This is a genomic window from Patiriisocius sp. 208BN25-11 (assembly GCF_058147145.1).
The window spans coordinates 75,607-102,428 of sequence record NZ_JBYVJY010000003.1 but is presented as its reverse complement, the minus strand read 5'-3'; the positions used below and the strand labels follow the sequence as shown (position 1 = coordinate 102,428).

The window sequence follows — 26,822 nt, the reverse complement described above, 5'->3', positions numbered from 1 at the left end:
GCGCTGTTTCGAAACTATAATTTGCAAGAATTTCAAGCAAATTTTAGGATGCAAAGATACCACAAAAGCAGCTCATGTACACATTTTTACTTTTAATCGAATTTCTGATGTTGTACGAATTAGTTTACAGATAATTCGACATCTTTGTAGTAATAACCTAATGATTTTTAGCAACCCACGTATTATTAGCTAGAAATTTCAACAAACTAACCTCTCCTTGGTGTTTTACATCAAGTAATTTTATTGTCATGATTAAAAAATGGCTATTGCTTCTAGCAATTACTCCCCTTGCCATGTATGCTCAGCAAAACGCTCTTAGCGGAACTGTAGTTGACAAAAATGACGCGCCCATTTCTTTTGTCACTGTGTTGGTTCAAGAAGTGGCTACACCTAGCAGCGCTACTGAGTTTTTATCTACCCAAGGTACTACTACAGATGACTTCGGAAATTTTAGTATCTCAAATCTTGCTGCTGCAACCTACCAAGTAAGCATTCGCTTTTTAGGCTTTGAAACACATACGAAACAAATAACACTCACCAAAAACACAAACCTTGGAATGATAGTGCTTATAGAAAGTTCTGAAACCCTTGATGAAGCTGTCATTACTGCTAAGAGACCTACCATTCAAAAAGGACCTGGAAGATTGATATTTAATGTAGAAAATACGTCCGTTGCTACTGGAAACACCATGGACGTTCTAAAACGAACCCCCGGAGTTGTGGTGTCGGAACAGGGAATTTCAGTAAAAAACAATACTCCTGTTATTTACATCAACAACAAACGCGTGTATTTATCTGCAGAAGAAACGTTGTCTTTATTAAGAAGTACAGATGCAACGCTTATTAGATCTGTTGAGGTGCTCACCAATCCTTCTTCAAAATACGATGCAGAAGCTGGAACGGTTATTAATATTACCACCACAAGAGCTATTGCGGTTGGGTATAAAGGGTCTGTTAACGGCACCTATGAACAAGCAATCTATGCAAAGTACCGTGTGGGAACAGCGCATTTCTATAAAAATGATTGGTTAAACGCTTATGGAAGTTATTCTTTTTCTCCTAGAAAAGAGTTTAAAGAAGACGATAACAATACCCGTTTTTTTGAACCAGATGAAGTTACTACCAGCGGATTTAGAAACTCATTATTCACCAGAGAAACCAGAAGCAATGCACACCAAGGAAATGTTGTACTAGATGTTACTGCAAATGAAAATCATGCTTTTGGATTGAGCGCGAATGTTTTTGTATCTCCAAATGTACGGTATCGTAATGACGCCTTATCCATCAACAACAATGCGCAACAGCAATTAGACTCTACGTTTACTACGGGAAGTAATTCAAAAAGAGATACCAAGAACCTGTCGTTTAATTTAAATCATACTTGGAAATTAAGTGATGCTGGCGCTCAAGTAGTGCTTGATGCCAATTACATTGTGTATGAAGCCGACAGAAACCAAGAAGTAGCTACAAATTATTTTTCGCCAAATGGTGACCCCATACGAAGCAATAATTTTTTCACCAAAGGAGTGCAAGATAGTAACATTGCCACAAGTCAGTTAGATTTCACAATCCCTGCTTTTGATGGAACGCTAGAAACAGGTGCAAAATACAGCAGCATTATCACCGATAGCGGACTTGATTTTTTTGACCTCACCATAGAGGGTGCAACCCTTAATACTAGCCTTTCGGATGCTTTTACTTATGAAGAAGGCATTTTTGCTGGGTATGTGAGCTACGCAAAAGACTGGAAAAAATGGAGTTTGCAATTGGGACTTCGAGGCGAACAGACCGATGTTACCGGAGATTCAAGAACATTAGGGCTTGTAAATACACAAAGCTATTTCGAATTCTTTCCAAATCTTTCCTTAGAATACAGTGCCAACGACAATAATAGTTTTGGCATAAGCTATGCTCGATCTATTACAAGGCCAAGGTATGAGAGTTTAAATCCTTTTAGGTATTTTATAAACGAGAACAACTTTAATGATGGAAACCCAAACCTAGTTCCCGCAATCGACACAAAATATACCCTAAGTTATACCTATAAAAACACTTGGTTTTTAGAAGCCTACTATTGGCATGTTGAAAACCCTTTGGAGGAACTAAGATTTCAGAATAACACCACAAGAGTATTACAAAATATAGACGCCAACTTAGTTGAGGAATACCAATACAGTCTAGATTTAGTATTTGCAAAACCACTTGCTTCTTGGTGGTATTTGCAGGTGGTCACTTCTGGGTTTTTTATCGAAAATGAATTTTTTGCACAACAAAGCAGTCAGGAAACTGCAACAGTGAACACCTACGGATTTTACGGACAAATGTACAGTGGACTCACTCTTTCTGAGCCATTAGGTCTTACAAGCGATGTCACAGCCTTGTACATTTCAAACCTTATATTTGGTTCGTATAGCTATAAAAATCAATTCAATCTTTCGGCTTCTGTGCGTAAAAAATTGTGGGATAATAAAGCAAGTATTAGCTTGGGAATAGATGACATTTTTAATACTAATAATATTCCTGTGCGTTCCCGATATCTAAATCAAGACAATAGTTATTTTGCGAGAATTGAATCTCGTTTGTTTAGAATTGGTTTTACCTATAACTTCGGAAATGCTAGACTTCGAGACAACAATAGAAGCACCTCCATAGATGAAGGCGATCGATTGAAATAAAAGCAATTGGAAGGCTTTTAAAATTTCGGTATATAATTTTACTATTTTTGCAGCAGTATTGAATCTTTAAAAACCCATTCTTTTGGGTATTATATATGGCAAAAATTGGAGACATAGACGTTGGAGAATTCCCTTTATTATTGGCACCTATGGAGGATGTAAGTGATCCCCCATTTAGAGCTTTGTGTAAAGAACAAGGAGCAGATGTGGTGTATACAGAGTTTATCTCCAGCGAAGGACTTATACGAGATGCTGCCAAAAGTGTCATGAAGCTAGACATCTATGAAAAAGAACGTCCTGTTGGGATTCAAATTTTTGGTGCCGTAAAAGAATCGATGCTTCGAAGTGTCGAAATTGTAGAAGCAAGTGGTCCAGACATTATAGACATTAATTTTGGCTGTCCTGTAAAGAAAGTAGTGAGTAAAGGTGCGGGTGCAGGAATTTTAAAAGACATCGATTTAATGGTCGAATTAACAGAAGCCATGGTGAATCACACCAAATTGCCTGTAACTGTAAAGACTCGTTTAGGTTGGGATGATAGTTCCATTAGAATTGTGGAAGTTGCAGAGCGCTTGCAGGATGTAGGCTGTAAAGCAATTTCTATTCATGGTAGAACTCGGGCACAGATGTATAAAGGGGAAGCCAATTGGCATCCTATAGCCGAAGTAAAAAACAACCAACGCATGCACATTCCTGTGTTTGGAAATGGAGATGTAGATAGTCCAGAAAAAGCCATGTTGATGCGCGATGAATTTGGACTAGACGGCGCAATGATAGGCCGTGCAAGTATTGGATATCCGTGGTTTTTTAAAGAAGTGAAGCACTTTTTTGAAACAGGTACACATGCAGCACCTCCCACCATGCAAGAACGTGTAGAAGCAGCAAGACGTCACTTACAGATGTCGATAGATTGGAAAGGGGAAACCTTGGGTGTTTTCGAAACCAGAAGACACTATACTAATTATTTTAAGGGCATTCCACACTTCAAAGAATACCGCATGAAAATGGTCACCAGTGATCACAGCGAAGATGTATTTGCTGCCTTTGATGAGGTCTTAGAAAAATTTGGAGATTTTCAGTTTGTGTAGCTATTTATTTAGTTTTCAAAAGAGGTTTGTTTTTATATAATTGCAATAAAAAATAAAGGAGAGCCAAAATAGGAAAAAATAAGTCCATTACTTTTGACCATTTAAAATGAAAAAGATATTTTGTGTTAAAATCATGCAATTCTATTTCTGCTAAATAATTTCCATAAGACCAATTCAATAAAGTTATGAGTAGAGTCAAAACTACTGTGACACAAAGAAGTATAATAACGTCTAATTTTGTTGGTATTTTATCCTTTAAAAAAAGATGGTAGAGTAGTATTAATATCAGAAATGATAACAAACCACAAATTAAACCTAATGTAATTAACAGTGCATCGTTTAGAGGGCCTAAAGTTACATGTGTCCAAAGCAAGATTGAATTCAGGGTTAAGTAGATTTTTTTGAATATCAGATAGCAAAGAATGCTTGAAATTCCAATTTTGAGAATAGCTCTCTTCTCCATTTTTTATTTTCTTTTAAAATTAGCTTGAAACGTATTAAGTTAGCAACTGTTCTCGCACCCTACTTGCTGCAATTCTAGCCGCTACCAAGCCTAAAATGGAAATAGTTAAAAATACAATAACAACATTGCTGCCTAATAATTTAACTGGATAGGGAAGGTTGGGGGTGATGTACAAAAATTGAAATTGTACTTGCAACCATACTACTATAACTCCTATGGTAATGCCTAAAAGACCGCCCCAAAAGGTCATTAATGCGCCTTGCAAGAAAAATATGTTACGAATATCTTTCACAGTAGCGCCTATATTAAATAAGGTTTTAATGTTTTTGCGCTTGTCTAGAATCATCATAATAATCGCGCCAATAACATTAAAAAGTGCAATAATCATAACCAGCGTACAAATAAGGTATACGGCTACGTTTTCGGTATTGAGCATTTTATACAAAGCGTCATTTTGTTGAATGCGGGTTTTTACAAGTACTTCTTCTCCAAAAATGGTAAGTAATTTTTCTTTGGTTTCGGTTTCAGAAGCATTTGGACTTAGTTTTATTTCTAATGCCGAAATTTTAGTGCTATCCATACTCAACAAGCGCCTTGCAAAGTTGAGGTCACTAAAAACGTACTTGCTGTTAAGCTCTTCATTTACGAAGTAAATTCCCGATACCACAGCGCTTTCTTTGCTAAAATCTTTTGAAGGATTTAAGGCATCAATTTGTCCGATGCCTGGTTTAGGAACAAACAACTCTAACAAACTACTATAATCTCTAGCGCCTAAGCTTAGTTTGTGAGAAGTTCCATATCCTATTACAACTTCATTACGATCTGGAACCATCCATGTTTCTGAAATAAGAATGCTATCGGTTGGGTTTACAAAATCGTATTGCTCGTCGACACCTTTAATATAGGCCATGTCATTTTTACCCTTGAACTGAATGAGTACACGCTCTTCTATTATTTGAGAAAAGGCTTCAATTTCTGGAAGGTCGGCGAGTTGTTGTTTTTGAGCCTCTGTAAATGTAATCGTCTTACCAGCTGCAGGGTATACTTTTAAATCGCTGTCAAAAATATTGGTGTATTGAAGGCTGTAGTCTTTTAATCCAGAAAAGCCAGAAAGCACAATAAACAATACTAAAGCTCCTACCACAACCCCTGTGGCAGCAATGACGGTAATAATATTTATGGCGTTACTACTGCTGGATGAAAAGAGATATCGCTTAGCGATGTACAGCGATACATTCACGTGTTACGATTTTCTTCTTTTGGGTAATAGCTCTGGATTTTCAATAGGGTTTTCTTCGCCTTTCACTGCGTCTTCTATTTTTTCAATGTAATCTAAGGAGTCGTCATTAAAAAAGGTAAGCTCCGGCATTCTACGCAATTGGTGTTTTGTTAATTGTGCAATTTCGTGTTTAATACTTGGTTTAATACTATTGAGTTCTTCAGTAATTTCTGTAGCATTTGTAGAAGGAAAAATGCTTACATACACTTTCGCAATCGACAAATCGGTGGTTACGTTTACTTTACTTACCGAAATTAAAATTCCAGATTGTCCAGCTTCACGTAACTTGTTTTGTAATACTTTAGCTAGGTCCTCTTGGAGCACTCCAGCAATTTTTTTCTGTCTGTTACTTTCTATCATGGGGCAAAAGTACTACAATTAATGATATTGCAACTATTTTGGTTGTTGGGTAATTGTTATTTTTGACCAGTTTCTGAAATGTTAGACATCATTTAATGTTTTAAAAGAATGAAGAGCACGAATATTTCAGAAGAAAAAACAGAGATTATGAAAAAAATAGAACACATAGGAATTGCGGTAAAAAACCTAGAAGCCGCTAACGAGATTTATAGCAAGCTATTAGGCTACGAGCATTATAAAACAGAAGAAGTTGCTGGAGAGGGCGTAAACACCTCTTTTTTTACTTGCGGAGAAAGCAAGATAGAATTATTGGAGGCCACACGTCCCGATAGCCCTATTGCAAAATTTATTGACAAAAAAGGCGAAGGCGTGCACCATATTGCCTTTGCGGTAGATGATATAAAAAGTGAAATACAACGTCTTAAAGGTGAGGGTTTTGTTGTTTTAAATGAAGCGCCAAAAATGGGAGCCGATAATAAGTGGGTGGCATTTTTACATCCAAAATCTAGTAATGGTGTTTTAGTAGAACTTTGTCAAGAGCGTAATTAAGTAAAAAAAAGTTTGTTTAGATTTTAAATCGTATTACTTTTGCACGCAGATTACCGGTCCTATAGCTCAGTTGGTTAGAGCACCTGACTCATAATCAGGTGGTCCATGGTTCGAGTCCATGTGGGACCACTTTTATGTAAAGAGACTTCATTTTTTTTGAAGTCTTTTTTCTATTCATAAGGAGATTGTAATGATTTCTTACAAATAGGAATGAAATTTTTTTTAGAGATTAACGTTAGCAATACAAACCTAATTTATTTTTTTTAGAAACTCACCAAAAAGAGCGCTTCAACGACAAAAAACGAATTTCGTCGACAATATTTGTCGATCATCGTTAACAAATTGTTGAAAAAATTTTATTTTTTATGTGATTTCTTAAAAAAAATAGTAATTTAGCCACCCATATGCGACCCCAAATCGTTAAAATAATACACCTAGTGTGCCTTTTTGTTACAGCCACACCTATGCTTGGACAGACCTCTTCGGTCGGTCAAGGCCCACCCGAACCTACAAAAGGCCCAACACTTCCAGAATTACCTATCGACGATAATATTATTGTTTTAATGGTAGCTGCAATTATATACGGTATATATGTAGCATACAAAAATAAAGCAACTACAAGTAGCCCTCAGTAATACGTTTTACGTATTTTCCAATTACATCAAACTCTAGATTTACCAAAGTACCTGTTTTAAAGGTATGAAAGTTTGTGTGCTCATAGGTATAGGGTATAATAGCAACACTAAATTCGTTTGGCTTAGAATTTACAACGGTAAGACTTACCCCATTTACTGTAGCAGACCCTTTTTCGATAGTAATATTGTTTAGACTTGCATCGTATTGAAACGTGAATACCCAACTTCCATTTTCTTCTTGAATAGCAATACAGGTAGCTATCTGGTCTACGTGTCCTTGTACAATATGACCATCTAACCTATCGCCAAGTTTCATAGCTCGCTCTAAATTTACAATAGCTCCAATTTCTAAGATGCCAATAGCGGTCTTATCTAGTGTTTCTTTAATAGCTGTTACGGTATAGGTGGTTTCTGTTAGTGATACCACAGTAAGACACACCCCATTGTGTGCCACACTTTGGTCAATTTTTAACGCTGGCGTGAGGGTGCTTTCTACTTCAATATGTAGATTGTCGCCTTCAGTAGTAAGCGATTTTATTTTTCCTAAGGATTCAATTATTCCTGTAAACATGAGTAATTTGGTTACATTTGTACTACAAAAATAACGATAAAGAAACGACCCATATGAGTAATCAAGATAAAATAATAGTAGGAATCTCAATTGGTGACTTAAATGGTATTGGCAGTGAGATTGTACTCAAAACATTTCAAGACTCAAGAATGTTAGAGTTTTGTACTCCTGTTATTTTTGCTTCTGTAAAACTGATGTCTTTTTTTAAAAAGCAATACGACATGAATGTTAGCTTGCACGGAATAGATTCTTTAGATAAAATAGTACATAAAAAAATAAACGTTTTAAATGTTTGGAAGGAACCTGTGCAGATTAATTTTGGAAAAGAGGACTCAGAAATTGGAGCCTTTGCCATAAAATCTTTAGAAGCTGCGGTTACTGCGTTAAAAGAAAGTGCCATTGACGTGTTGGTTACAGCGCCTATTAATAAATCGAATATACAGTCAGAATCATTCAATTTCCCTGGACATACAGACTATTTAAATCAGGAACTAGAGGGCGATAGTTTGATGTTAATGATCTCAGACACTTTACGAGTTGGCCTTTTAACAGACCATGTTGCGGTGAAGGATATTTCAGCAACCATTACTAGAGAGCTTATCGAAAAGAAAATTAATACCATTCATAAAACATTGGTACAAGACTTTGGAATTTCAAAACCAAAAATTGCTGTGTTAGGTATAAATCCGCATACAGGAGATAATGGTGTGATTGGGAAAGAAGATGATACGATTATGCGCCCCACTTTAGACAATTTGAGGAACAATGGTAAGACTGTTTTTGGGCCTTATGCCGCAGATAGTTTTTTTGGAACAGGAAATTACAAGAATTTTGATGTGATTATTGCATCGTATCACGATCAAGGTCTTGTTCCTTTTAAAACCTTGGCTTTTGGTTCTGGAGTAAATTATACAGCGGGACTACATAAAATAAGAACCTCGCCAGATCACGGTACAGCCTACGATATTGCTGGAACTAATAAGGCAGACTTCACCTCATTTAGAGCAGCTGTTTTTAATGCTATACGCATTTTTAAAACCCGTAGAGATTACTTAATTGCTTCAGAAAATCCCTTAAAAATTAGCAAGCGCAAACCCTTTGTAAAAAAGTAGTGATAAAATAATTTGCAAATCAAATAATTTTTTATCTTTGCACCCGCTTTACTCGTAAGGCGATGATGTAAATTTGGTGTGATTATGAGAGATTTGAAAGAATTTACAATCCCTTTTGTAGGGTTGAAGCTTGGAGAGCACCACTTTAATCATAGTATAAAAAATACGTTCTTTGAGCATTTTGAGTACGATGAGTTTAATGATGCAACCATTACCCTTGATGTACTACTAGACAAGAAATCAACCTTTATGGAATTTACATTAACCTACGCAGGTACTGTAAATGTAAATTGTGATGTCACAAACGAGCCTTTTAACCAAGCGCTTGAAGGAAACTATCACTTTATAGTAAAGTTTGGAGATGAGTATAACGATGAGAATGAAGACCTTCTAATTATTCCACATGGAAGTTATGAAGTAAACATTCAACAATACATATATGAGTCTTTTATTTTAAGTTTGCCTAGTAGAAGAGTACATCCTGGTGTTGAAGATGGAACCTTGCAGAGTGATATACTTGACAAACTTGAAGAATTAAGCCCAAAGGCACCCAAAGAAAATAGAGCAGAAACCCAAGAAGGAGCAACAGATCCAAGATGGGATTCATTAAAAAAATTATTAAACGATAAATAATAGAGCGTAATGGCACATCCTAAGAGAAAAATCTCGAAAACTAGAAGAGATAAAAGAAGAACACATTACAAAGCAACTGCACCGCAAATTGCTACAGATCCTACAACAGGAGAAGCACACTTATACCACAGAGCGCACTGGCATGAAGGTAAATTATACTACCGTGGACAGATCGTAATCGACGCTGTTGAAGAAGTAGAAGCATAGGCTTTTATTTAGTTTCATACAGAATATACAGAAAACTCTCACAAGCTGTGGGAGTTTTTTGTTTGCTGAAATTTTAGTTGTCATCAAAAAAGTTAAAAAAGACTTTTTTTTGATTAAAATTCACTACTTTTCGTGCTTTTTAGAGAGGTTTTCCCTCTTTTTGCTGAATTTAAATAAATTCTATGAGTACCATTACTGCTGCAATCACCGCTGTTGGAGGCTATGTTCCGGACTATGTTTTAACAAACAAAATACTGGAAACTATGGTAGACACCAACGACGAATGGATTACCTCGCGCACAGGAATTAAAGAACGCCGAATTCTTAAAGAAGAAGGCCAAGGAACCTCTTTTATGGCTATCAAAGCCGCCCAAGAACTCCTTTCTAAAAGTAATACCAACCCAGAAGATATTGACATGGTGATTATGGCAACTGCCACACCAGATATGCCCGTAGCATCAACCGGCGTTTACGTAGCCTCTCAAATTGGAGCCGTAAACGCTTTTTCATATGATCTAGTTGCAGCCTGCTCTAGTTTCTTATATGGAATGTCTACTGCAGCCAAATACATTGAATCTGGACGCTATAAAAAAGTACTACTCATTGGTGCAGATAAAATGTCATCAATTATAGACTATACAGACCGCACCACGTGTATCATCTTTGGAGATGGCGCTGGTGCTGTTTTATTTGAGCCCAATACAGAAGGTTTTGGTGTTCAAGACGAAATATTACGTTCTGATGGGATAGGAAGGCAGAGTCTTAAAATCGATGCTGGAGGTTCTATTTTACCTCCTTCAGAAGAGACCGTAACCAACAAACAACATTATGTTTTCCAAGATGGAAAAACAGTCTTTAAATTTGCTGTTTCAAACATGGCAGATGTTTCAGAAAAAATAATGAAACGCAATAACTTGACAGGAGAAGATGTTCAATGGTTGGTACCACACCAAGCCAACAAACGTATCATCGATGCTACGTCAAGAAGAATGAATTTACCAGAAGATAAAGTGATGTTAAACATACATCGCTATGGAAATACCACATCTGCAACACTTCCTTTGTGTTTGCACGATTATGAAAAACAACTTAAAAAAGGAGACAACCTTGTCTTTGCCTCTTTTGGAGGAGGCTTTACTTGGGGGTCTGTTTATGTAAAATGGGCCTACGATCCAAAATAATAAAACCAACAACAAGTATTCTAAAATTAGTATAACATGGAAATAAAAGACATTCAAAATTTAATCAAGTTTGTAGCCAAGTCTGGCGCTAGTGAAGTAAAACTTGAAATGGAAGACGTTAAAATTACCATTAGAACGGGAGATCATAGCAAAGGTGAAACTACCTATATCCAACAGGTTCCTCAAATGGCTGCTGCACCCGCTGCTGCGCCTGCGCCTGTCGCTGCTGCACCTGCTGCCGAAGCCGCTGCTCCTGCAGAAAGCAATGACGATGCTAAATACATTACCGTAAAATCGCCTATTATTGGTACTTTTTACCGCAAGCCTTCACCAGACAAGCCTATGTTTGTTGAGGTAGGTTCTAGTATTGCAGAAGGAGATGTACTATGTGTGATCGAAGCAATGAAACTTTTCAACGAAATTGAAAGTGAAGTTTCTGGAAAAATCGTAAAAATATTGGTAGACGATGCGTCTCCAGTAGAATTCGATCAACCGTTATTCTTAGTAGACCCATCGTAATTTAAGTTTCGAATCTCATCCTTTAATAAAAGAATAAGAGAAGCGTTATTTTAATTGTAAAGCAAAAAAATATGTTTAAAAAAATATTGATTGCCAATCGAGGGGAAATTGCACTTCGTGTAATACGTACCTGTAGAGAAATGGGCATAAAAACAGTAGCTGTTTACAGTAAAGCCGATGAAGAAAGTTTGCACGTAAAGTTTGCAGACGAAGCTGTTTGTATTGGACCAGCTCCAAGTAGTGAAAGCTACTTAAAAATGAGTAACATTATTGCAGCTGCCGAAATTACAAATGCAGATGCCATTCACCCTGGATACGGATTCCTTTCTGAAAATGCTAAATTCTCAAAAATTTGTGGCGAGCACAACATTAAGTTTATTGGTGCCTCTCCAGAAATGATTGATAGAATGGGAGATAAAGCAAATGCAAAGTCAACCATGATTGCGGCAGGAGTGCCTTGCGTTCCTGGTAGTGAAGGAATTATTGAAACATTTGCAGATTGCAAAAAAATAGCCAAAGAAACTGGCTATCCAGTAATGCTTAAAGCAAGTGCTGGTGGTGGTGGAAAAGGAATGCGTGCTGTATGGAAAGAAGAAGACCTGCAAGACGCATGGGAATCTGCTAGACAAGAAAGTAAAGCTGCTTTTGGAAACGACGATATGTATATGGAAAAGCTTATTGAAGAGCCTCGCCATATCGAAATTCAAGTAGTTGGAGATAGTAACGGGAAAGCATGTCACTTAAGTGAACGTGACTGTTCTGTACAACGTCGCCACCAAAAACTAACAGAAGAAACGCCTAGTCCGTTTATGACCGATGAACTTCGTGAAAAAATGGGAGAAGCTGCTGTAAAAGCTGCCGAGTATATTAAATACGAAGGTGCTGGAACGGTAGAATTCTTAGTAGATAAGCATCGCAACTTCTACTTCATGGAAATGAATACGCGTATCCAAGTAGAGCACCCTATCACAGAACAAGTGGTAGATCACGATTTAATTCGTGAGCAAATCTTAGTGGCTGCAGGAGTTGCCATTTCTGGTAAAAATTACTACCCTTCTTTACATTCTATTGAGTGTCGTATTAACGCAGAAGATCCGTATAACGACTTTAGACCTTCACCGGGTAGAATTACAACACTACACGCGCCGGGAGGACATGGAGTTCGTTTAGATACGCATGTGTATGCTGGATATTCTATTCCGCCTAACTACGATTCTATGATTGCAAAGTTGATAACAACAGCGCAAACACGTGAAGAAGCTATTAATAAAATGAAGCGTGCCTTAGATGAGTTCGTGATCGAAGGAATTAAAACAACCATTCCTTTTCACCGTCAGTTAATGGATCATCCAGATTATGTGTCGGGTAACTACACCACGGCATTTATGGATACTTGGAAAATGAACGAACCTGAAGAGGAGGAGTAAAAACTAGTATTCAGTGGGCTTTGTAGTTTGCAGCGTTCATGATTTTATAATAGAGCATCAATTTTTTTTAAATTGGTGCTTTTTTATTGCAGAACAGCTAATAAATTTGGTCTGGTTGAGCGCTCCCGAAATTTCGGGAGATAACCTATTTTTAATTATATTGTTCTTTATAACTACTTCGGAAATTTTAGACACATGAACCTCTCTTATTGGGAACAACAAACATGGTTTACAAACCTAGATTACGCTATTATTGGCAGTGGTATTGTGGGTCTTAGTTGTGCTTTACAGGTAAGAATAGAACACCCAGAAGCTAAAATAGTTGTTTTTGAAAAGGGCATGTTGCCAAGCGGAGCAAGCACCAAAAATGCTGGCTTTGCTTGCTTTGGAAGTATTTCTGAAATATTAGCTGACCTAAAAACACATACAGAAGCCGAAGTAGTAGCACTGGTTTCACAACGATTAGAAGGGTTAAAGGCACTTCGAGAAACCCTTGGCGATACTGTAATTGATTACAATGAGTGGGGCGGGTATGAGCTTTTCCCTGAAACAGATGAAACACTCCTAAAAACCTGTTTAGAACAATTAGACACGATCAATACCTTGTTGTTTCCTATTTTTAATGCCAATGTATTTTCGGTAGTCGACACTCCTTTTGGGTTTGAGAAGGTAGCTCCCAAAGCTATTTTTAATCGTTTTGAGGGTCAAATAGACACCGGGAAGATGATGCAAGCCTTACTTCAAAAGGCAGTCTCAGCAGGTATTTTAATTTTAAACAATGCTGAGGTAACTAACATTTCCGAAGGAGATACGATCCCTGTTTTACATTGTAATGGGATGGATATTTCAGCAAAAAAAATATGTATTGCCACCAATGGCTTTGCCCAACAATTATTGGCAGAAAATGTAGAACCAGCAAGAGCTCAGGTATTGGTGACCAAACCGATTAAGGATCTTCAAATAAAAGGAACCTTTCATTTGGATTGTGGCTACTATTATTTCAGGAATATCAATAATAGAATTTTGTTTGGAGGCGGTAGAAACTTAGATTTTAAGACAGAAAATACTACAGCAATGGGACTCACCAAACGAGTGCAAGAACATTTGGAAACTCTTTTAAAAGAGACCATATTACCAAATACTCCGTTTGAAATAGACAGCCGATGGAGTGGAATCATGGGAGTAGGTGCCCAAAAGAAGCCTATTGTAAAGCAAACAAAGCCTAATGTCTTTTGTGGCGTTCGATTAGGAGGTATGGGCGTTGCTATTGGCAGTAGTATTGGAAAAGAGTTAGCTCAATTAGCAACTTCAAAGTAATGAAAGTACTTCAAACAAAACAGGCCTTATACCAAGCCTGTGAAGATCAATTAGCGGCTAAGTATGCTGTGGTACAAGATAAAATTAAGGGCATTGTTGCATCCCTAAATGACGCTACAAAAAGTAGTGCTGGCGATAAGCATGAAACCACAAGAGCCATGCTTCAGCTAGAAAGAGAACAGGCAGGAGAACGTTTACTAGAGATCGAAAAAATTCAAGCTGTCTTATTTAAAATTAATGTGAGTCATAGGTCAAACACAGCACATTTGGGAAGTCTTGTTACCTCCAATCAAGGCACTTTTTTTTTAAGTATTTCTTTGGGTGTTATGCAGATTGAGAATTGCGACTATTTTTGTATTGGCTTACAAACCCCCATTGGTAAATTAATCTTTGGGAAACAAGCTGGAGATTCATTTGTCTTTCGAGACACCAACTATACAATTGTTAGCGTCGATTAATGGAAACAGTTACACTATTTTTTAAACAAGGAATTGCTCATATTTTAGATATTGAGGGTATAGATCACATGCTTTTTATTTTAGCGATCACTGTTTTTTTTAGTCTGAAAGAATGGAAAAAACTAGCCTGGCTTATCACTGCATTTACGGTTGGACATAGTATCACCTTAGCACTTTCTATTTTTGAGGTAGTATCGATTTCTAGAGATTTTATTGAAATTTTAATCCCAATTACAATTATTATTACCTGTCTTAATAACCTTTTTAAGGTTTATAAGCCTAGTAAAATTAACTACCCTTTTTTGTACGGAATGGTCTTGATTTTTGGATGTATTCATGGCTTGGCCTTTTCAAATTTTTTAAAAATGTCGCTGTTCGAGGGCGATAGTATTGTTGGCTCACTTTTAGGTTTTAACCTTGGTATTGAAATAGGGCAATTGCTTATTGTGCTTGTCTTTTTGGGAAGTATTCAAATCCTGCTGCATCTCTTCAAACGCTTACAACATACCCATGTTGTTGTGGTGTGTTCGGTACTTGTGATGCTGAGTGCCCTTTATATTTTATGGGGCTTATTGCAGTAAAGAATTTGAGGAATTGATATTTAAACTACTCACGAAATGCTACAAATACTTCTGTATTATTAGAAATGGCAATAGGATGCTGCACATACAAAATTCCAGTATCTGTGGTTATTTCAAGTTCGTAAAAATGTCCTTTAAAATAACTGTTAGAAACGGTACCCATATAGGGTGTTTTTGTTTCTGAAATATACAATTGATGGGGTAACAGCGTTTTGTTTTCTAGCTGTGAAACCGACCCAAAAAACCCTGCTTGATAGGGCGTTGAAAGATTCGAAATGATTTCTTGCGGGGTTCCCATGGCTTCTTTTTTTCCATGGCGAAGCATTAAAATGGAATCTGCAAAACCTAGTGCCTCATCACTATCATGGGTGGCTGTAATACACGTAATATCATGTGCTTTTAAATAGCCATAGAGATTTCGTCGTAGTTTATTTTTTCGAAAGGTGTCTATGTTGCTAAAGGGCTCGTCTAATAAAATAACCTCTGGCGTGTTTGCAAGTGCTTTTGCTAGAGCAACACGTTGTTTTTGTCCTCCACTAAGGTTTTTTACTTTGGTGTCTTTATAGGCTTCTAAATCGACTACAGAGAGTAGTTCCGAGACACGGGCTGCATCTTTTGTTTTGTCGTTTCTGGATAAATGTGTCGCAATATTTTCGGCGACCGAAATGTAGGGCATCACATTAAATTCTTGCGCCACTAATTTCATAAACAATTCTCCAGGAACAAGATTGTGCTGCGGACCCAAAAGAGGTGTATCTTTCCAATGAATCGTTCCGTGTTCTAGATGCAATAAGCCATAAACAAGGTGCAGTAAGGTAGATTTTCCGCAACCACTTTCTCCCAAAACTGCCAGATGATCACCAGGTTGTAATGAAAAAGCAATGTCTTCGAGAATTAAAATTTCCGAAGCATTAGGATACGAAAACTGTTCAATATTTACATGGAGCATATCTATAAAACCAAACTTCTTTTGGACAAAACATTTAGTAGTTCATGTTTCCTCGAGCGGAGTCGAGAGGTTTATGTTTAAGAAACAAAATAGTTCTCTCCCGAAATTTCGGGAGCGCTCGAACAGACATATTGTAAGATGTTGGTGCTATTGTTTTACACCATCATTGATTTTTTTGGGTAATACTTCAAAGCCCATGTTGTATAGTGTAAAACCATAAATATCTGCGTATTGCTCAATGGTTTTACTTACGGGAGTTCCTGCACCATGACCCGCATCGGTTTCGATTCTAATTAGCACGGGATTGGTTCCTGCCTGTTTTTCTTGCAATTCTGCAGCGAATTTAAAACTGTGCGCAGGCACTACTCTGTCATCGTGATCTCCAGTAGTTACCATAGTTGCTGGATACTTTGTGCCAGCTTTTACATTGTGTACAGGCGAGTATCCTTTTAAGTATTCAAACATTTCTTTGCTGTCTTCTGCAGTACCGTAATCATAGGCCCATCCAGCTCCTGCTGTGAAGGTATGATAGCGTAGCATATCTAATACACCTACAGCTGGTAATGCTACTTTCATTAAATCTGGACGTTGCGTCATGGTGGCTCCTACTAAAAGACCTCCATTAGAACCTCCACGAATAGCAAGGAAATCGCTAGACGTGTATTTTTCTGCAATTAAATATTCTCCAGCGGCGATAAAATCATCAAATACATTTTGTTTTTTTAGTTGGGTACCGGCATTATGCCATTTCTTACCGTATTCTCCACCACCCCGTAAGTTGGCAACTGCATAAATACCACCTTGCTCCATCCATACTGCATTGGTAATACTAAAGCCAGGGGTTAGGCTAATATTAAATCCACCATATCCATATAAAATGGTTGGGTTTTTTCCGTTTAATTCAATTCCTTTTTTGTGGGTGATGATCATTGGGATTTTAGTACCATCTTTCGAGGTGTAAAATACTTGCTTGCTTTCGTAGTCATCAGAGTTAAAATCGATGTCTGGTTTTTTATACAAGGTCGAAGCACCCGAAGCTATATCGAAAGAATAGATACTTCCTGGGGTTACATAATTCGTAAAAGAATAATACAGTTGTGTGTCTTCTTTTTTGGCGCCAAAACCTCCAGCAGATCCTACACCTGGTAATTCAATATCGCGCACTAATTTACCATCAAAGGTGTATTGTTTCACTTTGCTAACGGCATCTACCATATAGTTGGCAAAAATATACCCACCACCGCTTCCGGCGTTTAATACATTTTCAGTTTCTGGAATGACATCTACCCAGTTTTCCGGGCCTGGGTTTGCAGCATCTACTTTTACTATTTTCTTATTGGGTGCATTTCGGTTGGTAACCATGTACAAGGTAGATCCTTGGGTGTCCATGATATACGTATCACTATCTGTGTCGTCTAAAACGGTTACAAACGGGCTGTTTTCTTTACTAAGATCTTTGATAAATAGTTTGTTTCCAGACGTAGAGACACTTGCAGAAATAGAAAGATATCTGTTGTCTTCAGAGGTTCCTCCGCCTACATATCTATGTTTTTGTGCAGCGGTACCACCAAAGATGAGTGCATCTTCTTTTTGTGCGGTTCCAAGTTTGTGATAATAGAGTTTGTGTTGATCTGTTTTAGCAGAAAGCTCACTTCCTTTTGGTTTATCGTAGCTAGAATAATAGAATCCTTCATTCTTGAACCATGAAATACCAGAAAACTTCACGTCAATTAGGGTGTCTTCTACAATTTCTTTCGTTTCGGCATTCATAACGAGTACTTTTCGCCAATCACTTCCGCCCTCACTAATGCTATACGCCGCCATTTTTCCGTTGTCGCTAAAACTGAGTCCGCCCAGCGAAATAGTTCCATCTTCTGTAAAGGTATTTGGGTCCAAGAAAATTTCAGCTGTACTAGGATCTTCGCTCGTTTTATAGCGATAGATTACATATTGATTTTGCAGCCCATCATTTTTGTAAAAATAAGAGTAGTCTCCTTCGATAAAAGGGGCACCCACTTTTTCATAATTCCATAGTGTGGTAAGACGCTCTTTTAATTCTTCTCTAAAAGGGATGTTTTCTAGATATCCGTTAGTGGTTACATTTTGTGTTTTTACCCATTCCCCAGTTTCTTGGCTCATGTCGTCTTCTAACCATCGATATGGGTCTTTTACGTCTGTACCAAAATAATTGGTAACAGTATCTACTTTTTTGGTGCTAGGATAGGTCACAGCAATCGTTTCTTTTTTTGATGTTTGCGTGTTATTACAGCCAACAAGAATGATGGCAGCAAGAACAGGAATTATGATTTTTTTCATTGGATTGAAATTTTTATAAAAATACATAAAAAACAGGCTTTTTGTGTGTTAAAAAAGCCTGCGGAAATTTTATAGGGTAAGAAGATGTGTTATTGAAATAGAGGTCGGTAAGACTTCCAGTATTTATAGATAAGAATGGCGGTAATAGCCACAATAAGAATAGCGACTAAAATACCTGAAACATCCAAGAAAATATGGAACAACAATATGTTGAGTGCAATTGGCGCTAACAAGATAAGCGCAAAAGGGACCCATTTTTTTAATAATAATAAAAGCCCAATTACAATTTCTAATGCGGCAATGACATATAATACATAACCAGTACTGCTAAGAGATTCCATGAAATTTGCAGCTGCAGGAGCCATATCAAAGATGGGGATAAAGGGAATGAATTTATTCATACCAAATACCAGTAACGCTAAACCAAGGAGCATGCGTAAAATAGTCGTAAAAGTTGAATTCATAGTGAGGTTGTGTTAGTGTTATAGTTACTTAAAGATAATAAAAAAAAAGAACACCCAGTAGGTACCTGTTTGCATCCTGGGTGTTTATGTTTTTTTAAAAGTGCTTATTCGCAAGGATCTTCTAGACTGACAATCCAGTCTCGTAGCAATGCGACGCCTTCATCATGAATAAGACGTCTACCTAGCAATGGCATTCGTTCACTCTCTTCGGTAGTACTAATTCGATAAAGTATTACTGAGTTCTCAGGATCACCGGGTTTAATTAATTTTTGGTCAGGTGCTAGGTTCGGTAAAAACTGATCTGGTTCTACACAAACACCTAGATTTTCTTGAAGGTTGTTTTCATCAAAAGCAAAACGCATGGGTCTGTAGTTACAATGTCCTTCATCTCTGTGGCAGCTTGCGCAGTTAATATCTACATAGGAGCGAACTCTTAATTCTAGTGGTTGCGAGGTGTCTTTATAATCTACAACTGTGTTTATGTTTTGGGGAAGGTTATCTTCAAGATAACCCACATCAATCCATTTTTGAAGTTGATTTTGCATCCCATCTGCAAATTGATACATGCTGTTTAAACTCTGTGGCTTAATCCCTATAGGTTCGTTGTTTGTACCTTCTTTATGACAGGTAAAACATTCACTTCCAGAAGGCATTCTATAGTCTATTTCGCGCTGCTCACCATTTTCAATCCACTCTATATATTTAAATCCTCCATCTCCAGCTGTATCTATAAGTGCATCAGTTTGGTCGTCGTTCCAGAAGTATTCTGCAAAGGTCCAACCTTCTTCTTTTCGAATCATTAGTCTGGTTTCTATAATGAACCTCCCGTTGTTTGGGAGAACATTATCGTAAAAGAAGTTTTTGATAATTACACTTCCTACTGGAAGTTCTATATTGTTTGCATCTCCAGTATAAGTTCCTTTTGTACCAGGCGGTAACCAAATAAAACGACTCTTTTTAGCGAAGTCTGAAAACAAAATGCTAATAGGCTCATAAGGAACTACATCAAAGGATGGAATAAGGTCACTTAACGTTTCAGTAAAAAACTTATATTCAGAAAGTGTTGCGTATGGTACTTGCGTAAGGTCTACGGACACCTCAGAAACTGGAGGTGTTATTTCTTCGGGAATTGTTTCGTAAGTTGCATCATCAGTAGTACAACTCACAATAACAAAAGCGAATAAAAAGATATGTAATAGATGTCGCATCATGCCCTAAAAAGAAGCACCATTGAGAAGTTTCTTAATGGTGCCTTTCATTGAATTTTAAAAAATTATCTTTTTGTGAATTTTTTTGCTTTCACATTATTTCTTCTAAACTTCTGTCCAGCTACTCTAAGAATATAATCTCCAGTAGTTAGTTGAGAAACGTCAATATTGTTATTGATTAATCTTCCATGCATTACTTTTCTTCCTGAGATATCAAAGATGGTATAAATTGGATCCTCAATATCGTTTATGTTTGAAATAGTAAGATTGTTGACTGCTGGAATTGGATACACAAATAAATCATCTGTTAAGAAGTCTTCGGTATTTAACACACCATTTCCTTCTACGAGCTTGTGTGTTGTGTTGATATCTAAATCTTCAAAAATGTCAACAATACCAGATGGCCAGTAAATAGTTACACTTTCAATTTCGGTATCTTGTCCAATACCAAAATGTGTGTTTAAAGAACTCATGTTTCTAAACCCTTCACCACTACGTACATCTCTAATTTGAGTTCCAGAAGCAGTTGTTAATTCTACTCTAGCACCAATACCAGAAAGGTTACTTTGGATTCCTACAGTATTAATTTTTAACCAATTGTTGCTGTTTCCGTTGTTCACTCTAATTTGACCAAATGCTAAAGCATCAATAAATCCATCTTCATTGATATCTCCAAATCCGCCATTTCCAATATTCGTATTAGAAACTGTAAAAGTTAAATCTCCATTACCGTATAAAATTCTTCCTCCAGAAACAATATCAGCATTTCCATCATTATCAAAATCGTAGGTTTGATTTTCAATATCAGTAGTGTTGAAGTTGGTAAGACCAGAAGCGTTTATTACATCTGTAAAGGTTCCGTTTCCATTGTTTCTCATAAGTCTGTGAAAACCGTCGTTAAAAGTACTTGCTCCAATCCACGCATCCATATCGCCATCATTATCATAATCTGCCCAAGCACTAGACCAGGTTTGCATATCATCTTCAAGATTTAGTGAAGCTCCACTTTCTGTATACGTGCCATCTCCATTGTTTACATGCATTTCATTATCTCTTCTATCGGGACCACCGCCACATTTTGCAATAAATAAATCTACATCTCTATCATTATCAAAATCTACCCATACAGAACCATAATTTCCACCCGTTGGATAGTCTCCTAAACCACCTTGAATATATTCTAGGTTTCCATTTCCATCATTTATGTAGTATACGTTAGGTTCTACATCATGACAAACAAAGGCGTCTAAATGACCGTCGTTATTAATGTCAACAAAGTTTGAACGTTGTGAGAAAACGTATTCTGAACCAGAGATTTCAGTAAATTCTGTTCCATCATTGCTAGCTCTCATAAAAGTAACACCGTTTCCACCACCATATAATAAATCGGTATGTCCATTACGGTCATAATCTGCTGCGGCTAAACTCCATGATGGAGTATTGTTAGCAGGAGTAGTACCTATATTTGCTTCTACAAATGAGCCATTTTCTTGTTGATAGAAAATTTGAACATTTGTTGATGAAATTGAAATAATATCATCTAATCCGTCACCGTTCATATCCACAATCCCTCTGTCAGAATGATTGGTACCAATAGATTGGGTTGAAAAGCTAACTTGAGCTTCACTGTACTGTGATACAGCGATTAAGCAAGCAAAAAATAGTAATTTTTTCATAATAGTCGTTTTAATTAATCACATGTTTGGTTAATAGAATTGATCCAGTCTTCCATGAGCTGCAACGCTTCTGTATGCACTAGACTTTGCCCAAATTGGGGCATTTTATAGGGCTCGTCTCCAGTTACGGCCATCCTATAGTATACAATTGAGTTTTCAGGGTCTTGAGGTGCAATAAGTTTTCTAATAGTTTGGCCTCCTCCTATTGGAATTGGAGTATCACCGTCTACACACAGCCCTGCATTTTCGTCGTTATTAAAAGTATCTGTATATCCAAGGCGAATTGCTCTATAGTCTCCTTGACCTCCATCAATATGGCAATTTGCACAATTAATATCTAGATATGATTTTGCTCTTTCTTCAAGCGATTTTGAAGTGTCCTTCCAATTGGATACAGTCGTAATGGTGCCAGGAAGGTTGTCTTCTAAGTACCCAAAAGCAATTAGTTTTTGTAATTGATTTTGTAAACCGTCGTCGTATGTTAAGTTGGAATTAATATTTTGTGGCTTGATACCAATGGGGAGGGTTTCAAAGTCGTTGGTGTGACAAATAACACATTGTTGTTTTGCGGGAATCCTGTAGTTTACAAACCTAGTTTCTCCATCTTGCATCCATTCTACTTCTGTAAAACCACCATCTTCTGTAGTTTCTAAGAATGCTTCTGTTTGTTCATCATTCCAAACGTATTCAGCAAAATCCCAACCATCTGCTTTTTTAACCATAAGTCTCGTTTCGATGATGCGAGTAGTATTGCCTGGCAATACATTGTCGTAGTAAAATACTTTTATTAGTGCACTTCCAGTAGGAAACTCTAAGGCTTTGTCGTCTGCGTTGTACGTTGCTTTTTCTCCAACAGGAATCCAAACAAACCGTTCTTTGATTGCATAATCTGTAAAAAGTCCGCTTATAGGTTCATAAGGCAATACTCCATAAGCAGGGTCTATTGCATTCAGTGCTCCATTAAAAAAGTTATATTCTGAAAGCGTGTTGTAAGGAAAATTTTCAAGGTTTAGGGTTACTGTTGTATCTTGAAATACAGTTATCGTTACAGTCCCTGTTTTGCAACCAGACCCATCGCTTTGGCAAATGGTATATTGCATGGTATCATTACCTACAAAATTTTGATTGGGATCGTAATTGATAAAATCATCTCTAACATCGTCGGGGGTATTATTATTGTTGATGCTTATTTGACCATTAGTAGGTGTTGTAGTAGACAATGTTCCCTCTTTAGGAATGTTTGTATCATTATCGAATATTGAAATCTCTATGGTTTGTAATGTAGAAACTTGTACCACATCTTCTTGAGCCGTAATTTCTAGGGGCACCATCATATCTCCATCATCGGTTATAATGGTTCCTGAATCGTCATCAGAGCCACAAGAAGTAGTTAGGAAGAGAAAGGATAAAATGAATAATGGTAGTAGTTTGTTCATTGATAGTGAAAAATTCAAAGTCTATAAAAATAAACCTTTCATTAATATTTTTCACTAAAGTAGTAAGATATTAACATTTAAAGTATAAAAATGAGACTATTATGAGAAAATAGAACTGCGAGAACCCCATTTTTTACAGGTGAAATAAGCATTTGTAAGCACTCCTATTTCAGAAGAAAAAATATTTGAAATGTTAACAACTGAACCAAAACACAAAGTATTTATAGCATTAGACACTGGTTTAGGATAAGCGCTATAATTTCGAATGAAACCAGTAAGTGCTAGGTAAGTCTATGAATTAATAAATGTTCGGCAATTTGTATTGCATTAGTAGCGGCTCCTTTTCTAAGGTTATCACTTACAATCCACATGTTTAAAGTGTTTTCTTGCGTTTCATCTCTACGCAATCTACCTACAAATACATCATCTTTATCATGCGCTAAAATTGGCATGGGATAGGTGTTTGTATTCGGGTTGTCCTGTACTTTAATTCCTGAAGTTTGTTGCAAAATACTACGTACTTCGTCGAGGTTAAAATCTTGTAAAAACTCAACGTTTACAGCTTCACTATGTCCCCCTGCAGTTGGAATTCTAACAGCCGTAGCAGATACAGAAAATGTTCTGTCATCTAATATTTTTTGTGGTTCGCGGGCGAGTTTCATTTCTTCTTTTGTGTAGCCATTGTTTTCAAAGACATCACAATGCGGAATCGCATTTCTATGAATTTGATACGGATATGCCATAGCTCCTTTAATGCCATTGGCTTCATTTTCCATTTGGCGGACAGCATGTACTCCTGTTCCAGACACAGATTGGTAGGTAGAAACCACCACACGGCGCATGGTGTATTTTCTATGCAAAGGTGCTAATGCCATCACCATTTGAATGGTAGAACAATTTGGATTTGCAATAATTTTGTCTTCTTTGGTAAGCGTGTTTGCATTGATTTCTGGAACAATTAATTTTTTATCTGGATCCATTCTCCATGCAGAAGAGTTGTCAATAACCGTAGTGCCTACTTCGGCAAACTTTGGAGCCCATTCCAAAGAGGTGTCACCTCCTGCAGAAAAAATTGCAATGGCAGGTTTTGCTTTTATGGCGTCTTCCATACTAACAATTTTATGGAGTTTGTCTTTAAACAAAAGCTCTCTACCTACAGATCTCTCTGAAGCTACAGGTAATAATTCTGTAACAGGAAAGTTGCGTTCGGCAAGTACTTTAAGCATCACTGTGCCCACCATACCAGTGGCACCTACTAGGGCTATTTTCATTTTATTGATTTGGTTTATAAGAGTACATAAAGGTAAACTTTTGTTTAAAAGGTCTATTGCCTTTTAGCCAAAAAAAAGACCACACCATCGAAAACGATAGTGTGGTTTTGTTATTATTTAGTGTAGCGGCTTAGAGACTATTTTTTAAGTGCGTCTCTAATTTCTTTTAAAAGATCATTATCACTTGGTCCAGCTGGTGCTGCTTCTTCAACAGGCTTTTTGGTTTTGTTGTAGGCTTTAACAATTAAAAACATAACCAATCCAACGATAAGTAGATTTACGATTGTGTTAATCCAAGCACCATACGCTATTACTGCTCCACCTGCTTCTTTTGCTGCAGCTAGTGTAGCATATTCTTTTCCATCCATAGCATGATGCATGTCTTCAAAGTTCATTCCTCCTGAAAAGTATCCTACAAAAGGCATGGCAATGTTACTTACAAAACCGTTAATTACAGCGCCTAAGGCTCCTGCCATAATCACAGCAACGGCAAAGTCTATCACATTACCGGTCATAATAAAATCTTTAAATTCTTTTAACATTTTTGGTTATTTTAAAAGGTTAATACCATATAAAGTAAGGCAAAAGTTTCCGTTTTAACAAAAATTATGTTAAAATGAAATGTTAGTTTCGATAAATAACACGTTTTATGCGTTGAGAGATCGCTGTGAGTAGCTCGTAAGAGATGGATTGAATGCTTGTCGCCAATGTTTCGGCAGTACTACTATTTCCGAAGATAATTACCTCATCACCTTCTTCACAGTCAATATCGGTAACATCTACCATTATCATGTCCATGCATACATTTCCAATAATGGGTGCTTTGCTGCCATGAATAGTGACCCACCCAATGCCATTCCCATAAGAACGAGAAATTCCATCGGCATGCCCAATAGGTAAGGTGGCCGTTTTTGTTGTTTTTTCTGCTTTAAAAGCTCTATTGTACCCTAGTGTATTCCCTTTCTCTAAAGTATGTATTTGAGAAATAATGGTTTTTAGCGTTGCTACGGGTTGTAAATGAGCGTTGTATTGTGCATCATTTCCAAAACCATACAAGCCAATGCCACTTCGTACCATATCATAGTGTGCTTCTGGATAGTTTAAAATACCCGAAGTATTCAGTGTATGTAAAAAGGGATTGTAGGGAAGTGCGGCTTTTATTGCTTCGGAAATTTCCTGAAAAGACTGTAATTGTTTTAGCGTAAAATCTCTTTCGTCTGCATCCTCACTGGCGGCCAAATGCGAAAATAAGGAACGTACTTTCACAGCGTTTGATGCTTCTAACGCAGTAAGGATTTCGGGAATTTCAGCTTGCGTAAATCCCAACCTATTTAGCCCCGTATTAAACTTTAAATGAACAGGATAGTTTTGTTGCCCTAACATTTCAGCAAAACCAATAAATGCTGTGAGTATTTTTTGAGAATACAAACTAGGTTCCAGACATCGATCCACAATGGTCTTAAAGTTAGCAGCCTGTGGATGTAATACCAAAATAGGGGTTTCTATACCAGCATCTCTTAGCTGCACGCCTTCTTGTGTGTATGCAACGGCAAAATAAGCAACGCCTAAAGTTGCGAGTTCTTTAGCTACGGCAATGGCATCACTACCATAGCCAAATGCTTTTACAACTGCCATCATTTTGGTGCCTTCTTTTAATTGAGAGGCAATGTACTGGTAATTGTGCCCCAGGGCATTGAGGTCAATTTCTAAAACAGTTTGGGTTGCTTTTGGCATTACATACAATTATGCTTGTTTCTTTTTGGAAGCGATTTCTTCAGGATCTTGAACGTCCATCTTACGTACCTTTTCGCGAAGTCTTGCTTTGTAGTAAGCAGCACGACTCAGGGGTTCATATTCTTCGGTTTCGCCTAGTAAGACCAAATCATCACTTTGCGATTTTCTAAAACTGTAATGCGCTAAATTCCCTGTTCTGGGACATACAGCATGCACTTTAGTTACATACTCTGCAGTTGCCATAAGCGCGGGCATGGGTCCAAAAGGGTTGCCTTTAAAGTCCATATCCAATCCAGCAACAATTACACGAATACCGCGATTGGCAAGGTCGTTACAAACCTTTACAATTTCATCATCAAAAAACTGAGCTTCATCAATACCCACCACATCACAATTGTCTGCTAACATTGGGATGTTTGCAGCTGCAGGAACAGGGGTAGATCTAATTTGATTTTTATCATGCGACACCACCTCTTCATCATCGTAGCGTGTATCTACAGCCGGCTTAAAAATTTCTACTTTCTGTCTTGCAAATTGTGCACGCTTTAGTCGCCTTATCAGTTCTTCGGTTTTACCAGAAAACATAGAGCCACAGATGACTTCAATCCATCCAAATTGCTCTTTTTGATTTACGGTATTTTCTAAAAACATAGGTCTACATTAGACGAAAACACAAAAGGTTTCCGTTTTACAGTTAGGTTGCGTAAATTTAT

General features: G+C 37.2%; 26 protein-coding genes and 1 tRNA gene. 14 read left to right on the top strand and 13 right to left on the bottom strand.

Going from position 1 to position 26,822, the window contains the following annotated elements; all coding sequences use genetic code 11:
• Positions 1-266 precede the first annotated feature (266 nt).
• Both ACY2RS_RS05400 and dusB read left to right on the top strand, forming a co-directional pair.
• Positions 267-2,675 carry a TonB-dependent receptor domain-containing protein gene (locus ACY2RS_RS05400; RefSeq protein WP_490097599.1) on the top strand — a complete coding sequence of 803 codons (2,409 nt, stop codon included), beginning with the start codon at positions 267-269 and terminating at the stop codon, positions 2,673-2,675.
• A 95-nt stretch (positions 2,676-2,770) separates the two neighbouring features.
• The gene (gene dusB, locus ACY2RS_RS05395) at positions 2,771-3,763 is read left to right on the top strand and encodes a tRNA dihydrouridine synthase DusB (RefSeq protein ID WP_490097598.1); all 993 of its coding nucleotides are present in this window, start codon (positions 2,771-2,773) and stop codon (positions 3,761-3,763) included.
• Positions 3,764-4,260: 497 nt separating this feature from the next.
• On the opposite strand, the gene ACY2RS_RS05390 is transcribed toward dusB, so the two are convergent.
• The gene (locus ACY2RS_RS05390; RefSeq protein WP_490097597.1) at positions 4,261-5,466 is read right to left on the bottom strand and encodes an ABC transporter permease; all 1,206 of its coding nucleotides are present in this window, start codon (positions 5,464-5,466) and stop codon (positions 4,261-4,263) included.
• Between the two features lie 3 nt (positions 5,467-5,469).
• Positions 5,470-5,862: a 30S ribosome-binding factor RbfA gene (gene rbfA / locus ACY2RS_RS05385; protein WP_490097849.1), complete on the bottom strand. Its 393-nt coding sequence runs from the start codon at positions 5,860-5,862 to the stop codon at positions 5,470-5,472.
• Between the two features lie 150 nt (positions 5,863-6,012).
• Here rbfA and mce point away from each other — a divergent pair, with 150 nt between their 5' ends.
• The 3 genes from mce to ACY2RS_RS05370 all read left to right on the top strand — a co-directional run bounded on the left by mce (position 6,013) and on the right by ACY2RS_RS05370 (position 7,049).
• Positions 6,013-6,414: a methylmalonyl-CoA epimerase gene (gene mce, locus ACY2RS_RS05380; RefSeq protein WP_490097596.1), complete on the top strand. Its 402-nt coding sequence runs from the start codon at positions 6,013-6,015 to the stop codon at positions 6,412-6,414.
• Between the two features lie 55 nt (positions 6,415-6,469).
• Positions 6,470-6,543: transfer RNA gene (locus ACY2RS_RS05375), tRNA-Ile, on the top strand.
• 335 nt (positions 6,544-6,878) lie between these two features.
• Positions 6,879-7,049, top strand: coding sequence for a hypothetical protein (locus ACY2RS_RS05370; protein ID WP_490097595.1), 171 nt, complete (start codon positions 6,879-6,881; stop codon positions 7,047-7,049).
• On the opposite strand, the gene ACY2RS_RS05365 is transcribed toward ACY2RS_RS05370, so the two are convergent.
• Positions 7,030-7,620, bottom strand: a complete 591-nt coding sequence (locus ACY2RS_RS05365) for a riboflavin synthase (protein WP_490097594.1) — start codon at positions 7,618-7,620, stop codon at positions 7,030-7,032. The two genes, ACY2RS_RS05370 and ACY2RS_RS05365, sit on opposite strands and share 20 nt — an antisense overlap.
• 53 nt (positions 7,621-7,673) lie before the next feature.
• On the opposite strand from ACY2RS_RS05365, the gene pdxA reads away from it, so the two are divergent.
• From pdxA to ACY2RS_RS05320, 9 genes are all read left to right on the top strand, one after another.
• On the top strand, positions 7,674-8,732 hold the full coding sequence (pdxA, locus tag ACY2RS_RS05360; protein ID WP_490097593.1) for a 4-hydroxythreonine-4-phosphate dehydrogenase PdxA: 1,059 nt from the start codon (positions 7,674-7,676) through the stop codon (positions 8,730-8,732).
• 84 nt (positions 8,733-8,816) lie between these two features.
• The gene (locus ACY2RS_RS05355) at positions 8,817-9,365 is read left to right on the top strand and encodes a YceD family protein (RefSeq protein WP_490097592.1); all 549 of its coding nucleotides are present in this window, start codon (positions 8,817-8,819) and stop codon (positions 9,363-9,365) included.
• Positions 9,366-9,374: 9 nt separating this feature from the next.
• Positions 9,375-9,572 carry a 50S ribosomal protein L32 gene (rpmF, locus tag ACY2RS_RS05350; RefSeq protein ID WP_116694094.1) on the top strand — a complete coding sequence of 66 codons (198 nt, stop codon included), beginning with the start codon at positions 9,375-9,377 and terminating at the stop codon, positions 9,570-9,572.
• 182 nt (positions 9,573-9,754) lie between these two features.
• Complete coding sequence (locus ACY2RS_RS05345) at positions 9,755-10,753, top strand: beta-ketoacyl-ACP synthase III (RefSeq protein WP_490097591.1); 999 nt, start codon at positions 9,755-9,757, stop codon at positions 10,751-10,753.
• 36 nt (positions 10,754-10,789) lie between these two features.
• Complete coding sequence (gene accB, locus ACY2RS_RS05340) at positions 10,790-11,272, top strand: acetyl-CoA carboxylase biotin carboxyl carrier protein (RefSeq protein WP_490097590.1); 483 nt, start codon at positions 10,790-10,792, stop codon at positions 11,270-11,272.
• 71 nt (positions 11,273-11,343) lie between these two features.
• Positions 11,344-12,699, top strand: a complete 1,356-nt coding sequence (gene accC / locus ACY2RS_RS05335; RefSeq protein WP_490097589.1) for an acetyl-CoA carboxylase biotin carboxylase subunit — start codon at positions 11,344-11,346, stop codon at positions 12,697-12,699.
• Between the two features lie 195 nt (positions 12,700-12,894).
• Positions 12,895-14,016 carry an NAD(P)/FAD-dependent oxidoreductase gene (locus tag ACY2RS_RS05330; RefSeq protein ID WP_490097588.1) on the top strand — a complete coding sequence of 374 codons (1,122 nt, stop codon included), beginning with the start codon at positions 12,895-12,897 and terminating at the stop codon, positions 14,014-14,016.
• Positions 14,016-14,474: a 3-oxoacyl-ACP synthase gene (locus ACY2RS_RS05325; RefSeq protein WP_490097587.1), complete on the top strand. Its 459-nt coding sequence runs from the start codon at positions 14,016-14,018 to the stop codon at positions 14,472-14,474. Before ACY2RS_RS05330 ends, ACY2RS_RS05325 begins: the two co-directional genes overlap by 1 nt.
• The gene (locus ACY2RS_RS05320; RefSeq protein WP_490097586.1) at positions 14,474-15,055 is read left to right on the top strand and encodes a HupE/UreJ family protein; all 582 of its coding nucleotides are present in this window, start codon (positions 14,474-14,476) and stop codon (positions 15,053-15,055) included. Before ACY2RS_RS05325 ends, ACY2RS_RS05320 begins: the two co-directional genes overlap by 1 nt.
• A gap of 25 nt (positions 15,056-15,080) precedes the next feature.
• Here the strand turns inward: ACY2RS_RS05320 and ACY2RS_RS05315 are convergent, their stop codons facing one another.
• The 10 genes from ACY2RS_RS05315 to ACY2RS_RS05270 all read right to left on the bottom strand — a co-directional run bounded on the left by ACY2RS_RS05315 (position 15,081) and on the right by ACY2RS_RS05270 (position 26,760).
• A complete protein-coding gene (locus tag ACY2RS_RS05315; RefSeq protein WP_490097585.1) occupies positions 15,081-16,004 on the bottom strand; it encodes an ABC transporter ATP-binding protein in 924 nt (307 codons plus the stop codon).
• Positions 16,005-16,151: 147 nt separating this feature from the next.
• Complete coding sequence (locus ACY2RS_RS05310; protein WP_490097584.1) at positions 16,152-18,320, bottom strand: prolyl oligopeptidase family serine peptidase; 2,169 nt, start codon at positions 18,318-18,320, stop codon at positions 16,152-16,154.
• 89 nt (positions 18,321-18,409) lie between these two features.
• A complete protein-coding gene (locus ACY2RS_RS05305) occupies positions 18,410-18,784 on the bottom strand; it encodes a DoxX family membrane protein (RefSeq protein WP_490097583.1) in 375 nt (124 codons plus the stop codon).
• Between the two features lie 104 nt (positions 18,785-18,888).
• A complete protein-coding gene (locus tag ACY2RS_RS05300; protein WP_490097582.1) occupies positions 18,889-19,995 on the bottom strand; it encodes a hypothetical protein in 1,107 nt (368 codons plus the stop codon).
• A 62-nt stretch (positions 19,996-20,057) separates the two neighbouring features.
• Positions 20,058-21,668 carry an FG-GAP-like repeat-containing protein gene (locus ACY2RS_RS05295; RefSeq protein ID WP_490097581.1) on the bottom strand — a complete coding sequence of 537 codons (1,611 nt, stop codon included), beginning with the start codon at positions 21,666-21,668 and terminating at the stop codon, positions 20,058-20,060.
• Between the two features lie 14 nt (positions 21,669-21,682).
• Positions 21,683-23,104 carry an Ig-like domain-containing protein gene (locus ACY2RS_RS05290; RefSeq protein WP_490097580.1) on the bottom strand — a complete coding sequence of 474 codons (1,422 nt, stop codon included), beginning with the start codon at positions 23,102-23,104 and terminating at the stop codon, positions 21,683-21,685.
• 281 nt (positions 23,105-23,385) lie between these two features.
• The gene (locus ACY2RS_RS05285; protein WP_490097579.1) at positions 23,386-24,375 is read right to left on the bottom strand and encodes an aspartate-semialdehyde dehydrogenase; all 990 of its coding nucleotides are present in this window, start codon (positions 24,373-24,375) and stop codon (positions 23,386-23,388) included.
• Positions 24,376-24,512: 137 nt separating this feature from the next.
• On the bottom strand, positions 24,513-24,917 hold the full coding sequence (mscL, locus tag ACY2RS_RS05280; protein ID WP_490097578.1) for a large conductance mechanosensitive channel protein MscL: 405 nt from the start codon (positions 24,915-24,917) through the stop codon (positions 24,513-24,515).
• A gap of 82 nt (positions 24,918-24,999) precedes the next feature.
• Positions 25,000-26,109, bottom strand: a complete 1,110-nt coding sequence (gene alr / locus ACY2RS_RS05275; protein ID WP_490097577.1) for an alanine racemase — start codon at positions 26,107-26,109, stop codon at positions 25,000-25,002.
• A gap of 9 nt (positions 26,110-26,118) precedes the next feature.
• Complete coding sequence (locus tag ACY2RS_RS05270) at positions 26,119-26,760, bottom strand: thymidine kinase (protein WP_490097576.1); 642 nt, start codon at positions 26,758-26,760, stop codon at positions 26,119-26,121.
• Positions 26,761-26,822: the final 62 nt, after the last annotated feature.

What these genes read in the sequence shown, in the direction of transcription:
- dusB (WP_490097598.1), top strand. Translation starts at nt 2,771, where the DNA reads ATGGCAAAAATTGGAGACATAGACGTTGGAGAATTCCCTTTATTATTG.
- mce (WP_490097596.1), top strand. Translation starts at nt 6,013, where the DNA reads ATGAAAAAAATAGAACACATAGGAATTGCGGTAAAAAACCTAGAAGCC.
- ACY2RS_RS05370 (WP_490097595.1), top strand. Translation starts at nt 6,879, where the DNA reads ATGCTTGGACAGACCTCTTCGGTCGGTCAAGGCCCACCCGAACCTACA.
- ACY2RS_RS05365 (WP_490097594.1), bottom strand. Translation starts at nt 7,620, where the DNA reads ATGTTTACAGGAATAATTGAATCCTTAGGAAAAATAAAATCGCTTACT.
- pdxA (WP_490097593.1), top strand. Translation starts at nt 7,674, where the DNA reads ATGAGTAATCAAGATAAAATAATAGTAGGAATCTCAATTGGTGACTTA.
- ACY2RS_RS05355 (WP_490097592.1), top strand. Translation starts at nt 8,817, where the DNA reads ATGAGAGATTTGAAAGAATTTACAATCCCTTTTGTAGGGTTGAAGCTT.
- rpmF (WP_116694094.1), top strand. Translation starts at nt 9,375, where the DNA reads ATGGCACATCCTAAGAGAAAAATCTCGAAAACTAGAAGAGATAAAAGA.
- ACY2RS_RS05345 (WP_490097591.1), top strand. Translation starts at nt 9,755, where the DNA reads ATGAGTACCATTACTGCTGCAATCACCGCTGTTGGAGGCTATGTTCCG.
- accB (WP_490097590.1), top strand. Translation starts at nt 10,790, where the DNA reads ATGGAAATAAAAGACATTCAAAATTTAATCAAGTTTGTAGCCAAGTCT.
- accC (WP_490097589.1), top strand. Translation starts at nt 11,344, where the DNA reads ATGTTTAAAAAAATATTGATTGCCAATCGAGGGGAAATTGCACTTCGT.
- ACY2RS_RS05330 (WP_490097588.1), top strand. Translation starts at nt 12,895, where the DNA reads ATGAACCTCTCTTATTGGGAACAACAAACATGGTTTACAAACCTAGAT.
- ACY2RS_RS05325 (WP_490097587.1), top strand. Translation starts at nt 14,016, where the DNA reads ATGAAAGTACTTCAAACAAAACAGGCCTTATACCAAGCCTGTGAAGAT.
- ACY2RS_RS05320 (WP_490097586.1), top strand. Translation starts at nt 14,474, where the DNA reads ATGGAAACAGTTACACTATTTTTTAAACAAGGAATTGCTCATATTTTA.
- ACY2RS_RS05315 (WP_490097585.1), bottom strand. Translation starts at nt 16,004, where the DNA reads ATGCTCCATGTAAATATTGAACAGTTTTCGTATCCTAATGCTTCGGAA.
- ACY2RS_RS05310 (WP_490097584.1), bottom strand. Translation starts at nt 18,320, where the DNA reads ATGAAAAAAATCATAATTCCTGTTCTTGCTGCCATCATTCTTGTTGGC.
- ACY2RS_RS05305 (WP_490097583.1), bottom strand. Translation starts at nt 18,784, where the DNA reads ATGAATTCAACTTTTACGACTATTTTACGCATGCTCCTTGGTTTAGCG.
- ACY2RS_RS05300 (WP_490097582.1), bottom strand. Translation starts at nt 19,995, where the DNA reads ATGATGCGACATCTATTACATATCTTTTTATTCGCTTTTGTTATTGTG.
- ACY2RS_RS05295 (WP_490097581.1), bottom strand. Translation starts at nt 21,668, where the DNA reads ATGAAAAAATTACTATTTTTTGCTTGCTTAATCGCTGTATCACAGTAC.
- ACY2RS_RS05290 (WP_490097580.1), bottom strand. Translation starts at nt 23,104, where the DNA reads ATGAACAAACTACTACCATTATTCATTTTATCCTTTCTCTTCCTAACT.
- ACY2RS_RS05285 (WP_490097579.1), bottom strand. Translation starts at nt 24,375, where the DNA reads ATGAAAATAGCCCTAGTAGGTGCCACTGGTATGGTGGGCACAGTGATG.
- mscL (WP_490097578.1), bottom strand. Translation starts at nt 24,917, where the DNA reads ATGTTAAAAGAATTTAAAGATTTTATTATGACCGGTAATGTGATAGAC.
- alr (WP_490097577.1), bottom strand. Translation starts at nt 26,109, where the DNA reads ATGCCAAAAGCAACCCAAACTGTTTTAGAAATTGACCTCAATGCCCTG.
- ACY2RS_RS05270 (WP_490097576.1), bottom strand. Translation starts at nt 26,760, where the DNA reads ATGTTTTTAGAAAATACCGTAAATCAAAAAGAGCAATTTGGATGGATT.